Source organism: Streptococcus suis, assembly GCF_002964045.1.
Lineage (GTDB): Bacteria > Bacillota > Bacilli > Lactobacillales > Streptococcaceae > Streptococcus > Streptococcus suis_U.
In genome coordinates this window covers 1-272 of the sequence record NZ_POPB01000049.1, presented here as the reverse complement: position 1 = coordinate 272, position 272 = coordinate 1, and the positions used below count along the sequence as shown (strand labels likewise).

Below are 272 nucleotides of genomic sequence, written 5' to 3'. Positions count from 1 at the left end.
CTGAACCTTGTTGGCGTGGGGAAGTGTAGGCTGTTGTTTCTTTGTTCACATGTGCTTTAGCAGTAGACATAAGCAAGTGTTTTACTAAGGCTTCGATTTCTTGAGGGGACTTAGTAGGGTAAGTTGCCTGTAAATATTGTTTTACTAGTACGGCTGCTCCTGCTACGTGTGGTGAAGCCATACTTGTTCCCTGCATGTTGGCATAGTCATTATCATTGATGGCTGCATAAATAGCACCACCTGGAGCAGCTAAGTCTGGTTTTAGCTCGCCA

1 protein-coding gene is annotated in these 272 nt (G+C 44.9%); it reads right to left on the bottom strand.

Going from position 1 to position 272, the window contains the following annotated elements; genetic code table 11:
* Positions 1–272 (bottom strand): S8 family serine peptidase (locus tag C1E99_RS00210; RefSeq protein WP_153060108.1); only part of this gene is annotated, 272 nt, incomplete at both ends.